General features: G+C 51.2%; 7 protein-coding genes. 3 read left to right on the top strand and 4 right to left on the bottom strand.

Annotated elements, in window-relative coordinates; translation table 11 throughout:
• The 4 genes from RT340_RS19575 to ycaO form a co-directional block, all read right to left on the bottom strand.
• On the bottom strand, positions 1-121 hold a 121-nt coding region (locus tag RT340_RS19575; RefSeq protein ID WP_313377534.1), incomplete at its 3' end, for a 4Fe-4S cluster-binding domain-containing protein.
• Positions 122-280: 159 nt separating this feature from the next.
• Positions 281-2,563 (bottom strand): formate C-acetyltransferase, encoded by a 2,283-nt coding sequence (gene pflB, locus RT340_RS19570; protein WP_097119328.1) that lies wholly within the window; start codon positions 2,561-2,563, stop codon positions 281-283.
• A gap of 67 nt (positions 2,564-2,630) precedes the next feature.
• Positions 2,631-3,491, bottom strand: a complete 861-nt coding sequence (gene focA, locus RT340_RS19565; RefSeq protein ID WP_034820596.1) for a formate transporter FocA — start codon at positions 3,489-3,491, stop codon at positions 2,631-2,633.
• A 355-nt stretch (positions 3,492-3,846) separates the two neighbouring features.
• A complete protein-coding gene (gene ycaO / locus RT340_RS19560) occupies positions 3,847-5,607 on the bottom strand; it encodes a 30S ribosomal protein S12 methylthiotransferase accessory factor YcaO (RefSeq protein WP_211728164.1) in 1,761 nt (586 codons plus the stop codon).
• Between the two features lie 313 nt (positions 5,608-5,920).
• Between ycaO and serC the strand changes: the two genes are divergently transcribed.
• From serC to cmk, 3 genes are all read left to right on the top strand, one after another.
• Positions 5,921-7,006: a 3-phosphoserine/phosphohydroxythreonine transaminase gene (gene serC, locus RT340_RS19555; protein WP_200570792.1), complete on the top strand. Its 1,086-nt coding sequence runs from the start codon at positions 5,921-5,923 to the stop codon at positions 7,004-7,006.
• Between the two features lie 81 nt (positions 7,007-7,087).
• Positions 7,088-8,374, top strand: coding sequence for a 3-phosphoshikimate 1-carboxyvinyltransferase (gene aroA, locus RT340_RS19550; protein ID WP_058961782.1), 1,287 nt, complete (start codon positions 7,088-7,090; stop codon positions 8,372-8,374).
• 197 nt (positions 8,375-8,571) lie between these two features.
• Positions 8,572-9,252: a (d)CMP kinase gene (gene cmk / locus RT340_RS19545; protein ID WP_313377533.1), complete on the top strand. Its 681-nt coding sequence runs from the start codon at positions 8,572-8,574 to the stop codon at positions 9,250-9,252.
• Positions 9,253-9,429 lie beyond the last annotated feature (177 nt).

Here is a 9,429-nt window from a genome sequence, read left to right as displayed (position 1 = left end):
CGCGATTATGGCAGTAGAGGCAGCGCATCAGGCAGCCCTGAAAGAAGGTGATAAAACGGATGCCGGGACCGTCAACGGTGCCGCAGGATTCGAATGAGTGGATACGACCGATGGTTGACATTGCGATGTATTCTCCGGGTTAGCCTTAACAACAGGCGGCACAATCTGTGTTGTGCTCTTGGATTAAAGTCGATTTTGCCAGGCTGCCAGCGAAAGCAAACTGGCAAAACAGACTTGTGGAGAAAAGGCTCCCGCAGGAGCCTTTACATTTCAGGGAGGATTACAGGGACTGAGTGAACGTACGGGTAATCACATCCTGCTGCTGCTCTTTGGTCAGCGAGTTAAAGCGCACAGCATAACCGGAAACACGAATGGTCAGCTGTGGATATTTCTCCGGATGTTCCATCGCATCCAGCAGCATCTCACGGTTCATTACGTTGACGTTAAGGTGCTGACCGCCCTCGATATTGGCTTCATGGTGGAAGTAACCATCCATCAGGCCCGCAAGGTTGGTTTTACGCACGTTGTCATCTTTACCCAGTGCATTTGGCACGATGGAGAAGGTATAGGAAATACCATCTTTCGCGTAAGCAAACGGCAGTTTGGCAACAGAGGTCAGTGAGGCAACGGCACCTTTCTGATCGCGACCGTGCATAGGGTTAGCACCTGGACCGAATGGCGCACCTGCACGACGACCATCAGGGGTGTTACCGGTTTTCTTACCGTACACCACGTTAGAGGTGATGGTCAGCACCGACTGGGTAGGTACTGCATTACGATAGGTTTGCAGTTTCTGAATTTTCTTCATGAAACGTTCAACCAGGTCACACGCCATATCATCGACGCGTGAATCGTTGTTACCAAACTGCGGATACTCGCCTTCAATCTCGAAATCTACGGCCAGACCATCCGCATCACGCACGGCTTTTACTTTGGCATATTTAATGGCAGACAGGGAATCCGCCGCCACTGACAAGCCTGCGATACCACACGCCATGGTGCGATAGACGTCACGGTCATGCAGCGCCATCAGTGAAGCTTCATAGCTGTACTTATCATGCATGTAATGGATGATATTCAATGAAGTGACATACTGTTTAGCCAGCCAATCCATGAAGTGATCCAGACGTGCCATCACCGTGTCGAAATCCAGAATTTCATCAGTGATTGGCGCTTCTTTCGGGCCAACCTGCATTTTCAGTTTTTCGTCCACGCCACCGTTGATTGCATACAGCAGTGTTTTAGCGAGGTTGGCGCGGGCGCCGAAGAACTGCATCTGTTTGCCGACAATCATTGGGCTCACACAGCAGGCGATCGCGTAGTCATCGTTATCAAAGTCAGGACGCATCAGATCGTCATTCTCATACTGCAATGAAGACGTATCGATAGAGACTTTGGCCGCATATTTCTTAAAGTTAACCGGCAGCTTCTCTGACCACAGAATGGTCATGTTAGGTTCCGGTGATGGGCCCATGGTGTACAAGGTATTCAGGAAGCGGAAGGTACTTTTGGTGACTAAAGTACGGCCATCGACACCCATACCGGCCAGAGACTCGGTTGCCCAGATTGGGTCACCTGAGAACAGTTCGTCATATTCTGGAGTGCGCAGGAAACGTACCATACGCAGTTTCATCACCAGGTGGTCAATTAACTCCTGCGCGCCTTCTTCAGTCAGTTTGCCCGCTTTAATATCACGGTCGATATAAACATCGAGGAAGGTGGATACGCGACCAAATGACATCGCGGCGCCGTTCTGTGATTTCACCGCGGCCAGATAGCCGAAGTAGGTCCACTGTACAGCCTCTTGCGCTGTGGTAGCGGGCAGAGAAATATCAGAGCCGTATTTGGCCGCCATTTCTTTAATCTGGCCAAGCGCACGGTGTTGCTCGGAGATTTCTTCACGCAGGCGGATGGTGGCTTCAAGATTGACACCATTTTCCATATCGCTTTGCAGTGAATTGAACTGCGCCACTTTATCTTTCATCAGATAATCAATGCCGTACAGCGCCACGCGGCGATAGTCACCGATGATACGACCACGACCATAAGCATCTGGCAGACCGGTTAAGACACCGGATTTACGGCAGCGCAAAATATCAGGGGTATAGACATCGAACACACCCTGGTTATGAGTTTTACGATAGTCGGTGAAGACTTTTTTCAGCGCTGGGTCGAGTTCACGGCCATAAACCTTACAAGAGCCCTCGACCATTTTGATGCCGCCAAACGGGATAATGGCGCGTTTTAGTGGAGCTTCAGTCTGCAGACCTACGATGGTCTCCAGCGATTTATTGATATAACCCGCATCATGTGACGTGATGGTAGAAGCCAGGTCGGTATCGAAATCAACCGGTGCATGGGTGCGGTTCTCAATCTTTATACCTTCCAGCACGCTGTCCCACAGTTTAGTGGTGGCGGGTGTGGCGCCTGCGAGGAAAGATTCGTCACCTTCATAGGGGGTGTAGTTTTTCTGGATAAAGTCACGGACGTTGACACCGTTCTGCCATTCGCCGGCGCTAAATCCTTCCCAGGCTGACGCCATTTTTTCGTTAAGTTCGGACATGATATACCTGCCTTATTTAGGGAGACTCTGACGATGACGTGCCCTTGAGCACGCCCGTATCAATTGCTTAGTGAACCGGCTCATCACCACGAAGATAGATGACCCAATAGGTCAAACCGACTAACAATCCGCCGCCGATAATGTTGCCGATTGTCACGGGAATAAGGTTGTTAACAATAAAGTCGCCAACGCTGAGAGAGGGGAACTGTGCGGCGCTGGAGCCGGCCAGTTGCCAGAATTCCGGGCTGGCGAAGTCGCGAATGACAATGGCCATAGGGATTAAAAACATGTTGGCGATGCTGTGCTCAAATCCGCTGGCAACGAACATCCCGACCGGCAATATCATGGCAAACATTTTGTCAAACAGACTGCGGCCGGAGTAACTCATCCATACGGCCAGGCAAACCATCAGATTAGCCAGTGTGCCGAGGCTAACGGCCTCAATAAACGTGTGATGCATTTTGTGATCGGCGGTTTGCAGGACGTTCAACCCCCACGCACCGTTGGCAACCATATGTTCACCTGCTAACCAAATCAGCGCGACAAAGAACAGCGCACCAAACAGGTTACCGATATAGACATTCAGCCAATGACGACCGAGTTGCATCCAGGTGATGCGCCCGCTGGCTTTCGCCACCACAATCAAAACCGTCGAAGTGAAAAGGTCCGCGCCACATACCACAACCAGCATCAAACCCAGAGAGAAGCAGATACCGCCAATCAGTTTCGCAATACCATAGGGCATCGCGCCACTACCGGTGGTGGCAGTAATGTAGAAAACAAATGCGATAGAAATAAATACGCCAGCAGTGATGGCTAAGAAGAAGGTGGTTAAAGGATGTTTAGTGGCTTTATAGACGCCGGCATCTTCAGCAACTTTCGCCATGGCCGCGGGTAATAATGCATTAAAAGGGTTGTCAGCTTTCACACTAACGCTCTCCTGAAATTGTCTGTAAAGATACTAACAAAGGAGTATAGGTCAGGAATTGATGTGGATCATAAATGGCAGGGAGGCACGGGATAAGCGAGGCGTTAAGCTAAGGAATTTGCATGTAACAATTTGAATTATAACAACTAAAAAATTTTTAATTTATGCAAAATAAGTTTAATGAAGGGTCTTTGAAATTGACTTAATGTTAATTCAGTTTAATCAATGAAACTGAATTGTTAATTACCAATATTCAATGTTGAGTATGACAATTTGAGGCAAAAAAAATGGCACCGGGATTAATCAGTGCCATTCTCAACGTTAGCAAAAATATCGCGCTAAGCGCTCGTGAATATTACTTCGACCAGTAGTTGCGCTTTGCTGCCTGCAGTTTTTCATAGGCGGCCAGCAGGGCCTGATGAGCCGGGAAGGCTTTGAGATCGAGGTCCACTGCCTGCAAGCCGTAGAATGGCGCTTCACCGCTGATCGCTGCAGAAGCGGCATCAACGGCGGCTTCGCCATACATCCGCACAAAGGCACGATGATATTGCAGAGGATCGCGTTCTTCTTCCATGGCGAGCAACAGTAGGGTTTGCAGGCAACGGTAATAGTTGGCGCGTTCAGGGCTGAAGATTGACTGGTTGAACTCCATGGTCCATTCCGTCCAGATCAGAGCCTGATCCAAATCTCCGCCCGCCAGTGCCAGCATGGCTTTCAGCTCGCCAATACGTAGGGTGTACCAGCCATTGTCTTTACCTGACGCCAGACCCAGCAGCTCACGGACGCGAGTGAAGTCGTCATGACCTTCTTCATCCAACTGCTCGATGAGGTTCAGATACGCCTCCGGTTCCCACTCACTGGCTGGCAGCGCCAGCAACGTTTCACGCAGCGGCGCGCCCATGCTGTTGTTGGCCAATAACAGGTCTTCTGCCGGATAAATATCTGACATGCCCGGTACGATGATACGGCAGGCGTAAACGCCCAGATGCTCATAATCCGCGATGTAAACCTCTTGATCTTCCGCGCGGAAGATAGCCATCAGCGTATCAAACTCTTCGTGCGTGCTGCCTGAGAAACTCCAGTCGACGAAAGGATAATCCGCATCATCTTTGAACATGTCCCAGGAGATTAAACCACTGGAATCGATAAAGTGGGTTTCCAGGTTGGCGTGTTCAGCCACTTCTTCATCATCAAAGGTCGGTGGGGTGAAGACATCCAGGTCTTTCAGCCCACGGCCCTGGAGCAGTTCAGTAACGGTACGTTCCAATGCCACACCAAAGTCAGGGTGCGCGCCGAATGAAGCAAAGCAAGTGCCGTTGGCCGGGTTAAACAACACTACGCAGATAACCGGGTACTTGCCGCCCAGTGAAGCATCGTAGGAGAAGATCGGGAAACCTTCGGCTTCCAGACGTTCAATCGCCTCAATCACGCCGGGGTAACGCTGCATCACTTCAGCAGGAATTTCTGGCAGGCTAATTGACTCAGCGATAATGCGGTTTTTGATGTGGCGCTCAAAGACTTCAGACAGGCCTTGTACACGCGCTTCATTCGCGGTGTTACCGGCAGACATGCCGTTAGAAACATACAGGTTGCCGATGATGTTCATCGGGATGTACACCGTCTGCTGGTCGGATTGACGAGTAAATGGCAGGCCGCAGATACCACGGTCAACATTACCTGACTGCAGGTCAATCAGATCTGAGGCGCTCAGACTATCTTCTGGATCGTAAAATTTCTGCAGACGCGCATCCAGAATCCCTGCTGGTAAACTGTCATCGTCGGTCAATGGGAACCACTTCTCATTCGGGTAGTGAACGAAATCGCCGTTGGCGATGGACTGACCGAGCCAGAAATCGGCGAAGAAGTAGTTGGTTGAGAGACGCTCAAAATATTCGCCTAACGCCGAAGCCAATGCCGCTTTCTTACTGGCACCTTTACCATTGGTAAAGCACAGCGGGCAGTCGCGATCGCGGATATGCACAGACCAGACGTGTGGAACCGGGTTCAGCCAGGAGGCTTCTTCAATGTTGAAGCCCAGGTCCTGTAGTTTGTGCTGGAAACGTGCGATGGAGTCTTCCAGTGCGGCGTCTTTTCCTGGAATAAACGTTTGCGTCATGTTGGCGCTCTCTCAAGTCGATGGGGTGGGCGTAAAGCGCGCAATGATACGGGTTTTGCGCCTGCTTCGCTATTCAGTGGTCTAAATTTATCGCGGTATTGTCATGGCTATTTCATCACCTGGCAGCATTCTGATTTTACATCGGGAATCTCCCTCACAAAATTCCGTGGCTTATTGCATTTATGACATAAGCTGCGGTGGAGCCCGCCCCGGAATTGTGATCGCTATCGGATTAATGATTGCAGCCATTCGGAGGCAATGATAAAACCGATACGGTATTCATAACCGTTCGATATGACAGTGGTGAGGGGAAATGACGCAGGTTTATAATTTTAGCTCCGGCCCAGCGATGCTGCCGGTAGAAGTGCTCCGTCGTGCAGAACAAGAACTGACAAACTGGCACGGATTAGGCACCTCTGTAATGGAGATCAGCCATCGCAGTAAAGAGTTCATTGCTGTCGCTGAAGCCGCAGAACAGGATTTTCGCGATCTGCTGAAGATCCCATCGAACTACAAAGTTTTATTCTGCCATGGTGGCGCGCGAGCGCAGTTCGCGGCTATTCCAGGTAACCTGCTGGGTGATGCTAAATCCGCTGACTATATTGATGGCGGCTACTGGGCACACAGCGCGATTAAAGAAGCTGAAAAATATTGCACCCCGAACACCATCGACGTCAAAACCACGCTTGACGGTAAGCGTGCTTTGTTACCAATGCGTGAATGGCAGTTGAACGATGATGCCGCCTATGTGCATTTCTGCCCGAATGAAACCATTGATGGTATTGCTATCGATGAAGAGCCTGACTTTGGTGACAAAGTCGTGGTAGCTGATCTTTCTTCAACCATTATGTCTCGCCCAATCGATGTCAGCCGTTACGGTGTGATCTACGCGGGCGCACAGAAAAACATCGGTCCAGCGGGATTAACGCTGGTGGTGGTGCGAGAGGATCTGCTGGGCAAAGCGCAGCGTTATGTGCCGTCTATCCTTGATTACAAGGTGCTGGCTGAAAACGAATCCATGTTCAACACACCGCCGACTTTTGCCTGGTACCTCTCTGGTCTGGTATTCAAATGGCTGAAAGAGAAGGGCGGTGTTGCTGAGATGGATAAGGTCAATCAGGCGAAAGCAGACCTGCTCTATGGCGTCATTGATAACAGCAGCTTCTACCGTAACGATGTTGCCGCTGCGAACCGTTCACGTATGAACGTGCCGTTCCAGCTGGCTGATGCCGCGCTGGACAAAGTGTTTCTGGACGAGTCTCTGCAGGCAGGCCTGCATGCACTGAAAGGACACCGCGTGGTTGGCGGTATGCGTGCGTCGATCTACAATGCGATGCCGCTGGAAGGAGTGAAAGCCCTGACTGAGTTCATGATCGACTTCGAACGTCGTCACGGCTAATTACTCATCATCGGCCAGCCTGGCTGGCCACTGGCCCCGTTAAACAACGGGGTTTTGTCTTTTCTGGAGATTTGGTTTCACATGCAGGACTCCCTGACTCTACAACCGATTGCTCGCGTTGACGGCACGGTAAACTTACCGGGTTCAAAAAGCGTTTCTAACCGTGCATTGTTATTGGCCGCGCTGGCCAACGGCACGACTCGCCTGACCAATTTGCTGGACAGCGATGACGTTAAACACATGCTGAATGCGCTGAAGGCGCTGGGCGTCAATTACACGCTCTCTGCCGATCGTACCGTGTGCGAAGTGGTGGGAAATGCAGGTCCGCTGCACAGTGACCAGGCCCTGGAACTCTTTCTGGGCAACGCCGGTACTGCTATGCGTCCGCTGGCTGCCGCACTATGCCTGGGTCAACAGTCGATTGTGCTGACTGGCGAACCTCGCATGAAAGAGCGCCCAATTGGTCATCTGGTGGATGCGTTGCGTCAGGGCGGAGCCAAAATTGATTACCTGGAGCAGACGGATTATCCGCCGCTGCGTCTGAACGGCGGGTTTGTAGGTGGCGATGTCAGTGTGGACGGTAGTGTTTCTAGCCAGTTCCTGACCGCATTGCTAATGACCGCTCCGCTGGCACCGAAAGACACTGTGATTACCATCAAAGGTGATCTGGTTTCTAAGCCGTACATTGATATTACACTGCACCTGATGCGTTGTTTTGGTGTCGAAGTCGATAACCAGAACTACCAGCGCTTTGTGGTGAAAGGCCAGCAGCAGTATCAATCTCCGGGCGATTATCTGGTGGAGGGCGATGCCTCTTCTGCCTCTTATTTCCTCGCCGCCGCCGCCATTAAAGGTGGAACGGTTCGCGTAACCGGGATTGGCCGCAACAGCGTTCAGGGCGACATCCGCTTTGCTGATGTGCTGGAAAAAATGGGTGCGGTGATCGAGTGGGGTGATGACTATATTGCCTGCACACGAGGTTCTCTGACCGCGATTGATATGGACATGAACCATATTCCAGATGCGGCGATGACCATTGCCACCACGGCGTTGTTCGCGGAAGGCACCACCTTGATGCGAAATATCTACAACTGGCGTGTGAAAGAGACTGACCGCTTAGCGGCGATGGCGACCGAATTGCGCAAAGTGGGTGCGGAAGTAGAAGAAGGTCACGATTTTATTCGTGTCACTCCACCGGCTCAGCTTCAGCATGCGGATATTGGCACTTATAACGATCACCGCATGGCGATGTGCTTTGCGCTGGTGGCGTTATCGGACACGCCTGTCACCATTCTTGATCCCGGCTGCACGGCGAAAACCTTCCCGGATTACTTCCAGCAGTTGGCGAAAATCAGCCAGACCTCTTGATCACGCTACCCGGTACGCTTGTGCCGGGTTTCCTCGCTCTCTTCTGGTCTTGTTGGGCGGAAATTCTTCTGAATCTGTCGAAATTTCTGGCGCTGTCTACGCTAAAGGGTAACTAACCTGACGCGGGCAGCGTATAATGCCGCGCATTCAAACAGCCAAGAAGGCTGATAATAAGCACGCAGCAACAGGAGAGAACAATGACGGCAATCGCCCCGGTAATTACCATTGATGGCCCAAGTGGCGCAGGTAAAGGGACCTTGTGTAAAGCGATGGCGGAGTCATTGCAGTGGCATTTGCTGGATTCTGGTGCCATTTATCGCGTACTCGCATTGGCTGCACTTCATCATCAGGTGGATATTGAATCCGAAGAAGCATTAGTGCCTATGGCGGCTCACCTCGACGTGCGTTTCTTGTCTGTTGAAGGCGAAATGCAGGTCATTTTGGAAGGTGAGGATGTGACCGGTGAAATCCGTACGCAGGAAGTGAGCAATACGGCTTCGCGGGTTGCTGCTTTCCCACGCGTGCGTGAAGCGCTGCTGCGTCGCCAGCGAGCATTCCGTGAAGAGCCGGGTTTGATTGCGGATGGCCGCGATATGGGCACCGTGGTAGTCCCCGATGCACCGGTAAAAATCTTCCTGGATGCAAGTTCGGAAGAGCGTGCTCACCGTCGTATGCTACAGTTGCAGGAGAAGGGCTTTAATGTTAACTTTGATCGCCTTTTATCCGAGATAAAGGAACGCGACGACCGCGATCGTAATCGTGCAATTGCGCCTTTAGTGCCTGCCGCTGATGCTCTGGTGCTGGATTCAACCAGTATGTCCATTGAGCAAGTGATTGAAAAGGCACTTGATTATGCCCGCCAAAAGCTGGGCATTTAATCTATTCGGTAACTGAATTGTAGTAACCCTGTACCACGGATCCGGTGCTGGGCATGTGAAACAACCCCATCCGACAATGACGTCAGGTGGACGTTAAATTGAAGAATCCTAAGATTATCAATATGACTGAATCTTTTGCTCAACTGTTTGAAGAATCCTTAAAAGAAATCGAAACCC

The sequence above is a fragment of the Pantoea sp. CTOTU50773 genome (assembly GCF_032082325.1).
Classification (GTDB): domain Bacteria; phylum Pseudomonadota; class Gammaproteobacteria; order Enterobacterales; family Enterobacteriaceae; genus Pantoea; species Pantoea communis.
Note: the sequence above shows the minus strand (reverse complement) of the source record. Positions and strands in the feature narration are given on the sequence as shown.

Bases quoted from the DNA above. Each gene is read 5' to 3' on its own strand.
- pflB (WP_097119328.1), bottom strand. From the start codon at position 2,563: ATGTCCGAACTTAACGAAAAAATGGCGTCAGCCTGGGAAGGATTTAGC.
- cmk (WP_313377533.1), top strand. From the start codon at position 8,572: ATGACGGCAATCGCCCCGGTAATTACCATTGATGGCCCAAGTGGCGCA.
- serC (WP_200570792.1), top strand. From the start codon at position 5,921: ATGACGCAGGTTTATAATTTTAGCTCCGGCCCAGCGATGCTGCCGGTA.
- aroA (WP_058961782.1), top strand. From the start codon at position 7,088: ATGCAGGACTCCCTGACTCTACAACCGATTGCTCGCGTTGACGGCACG.
- ycaO (WP_211728164.1), bottom strand. From the start codon at position 5,607: ATGACGCAAACGTTTATTCCAGGAAAAGACGCCGCACTGGAAGACTCC.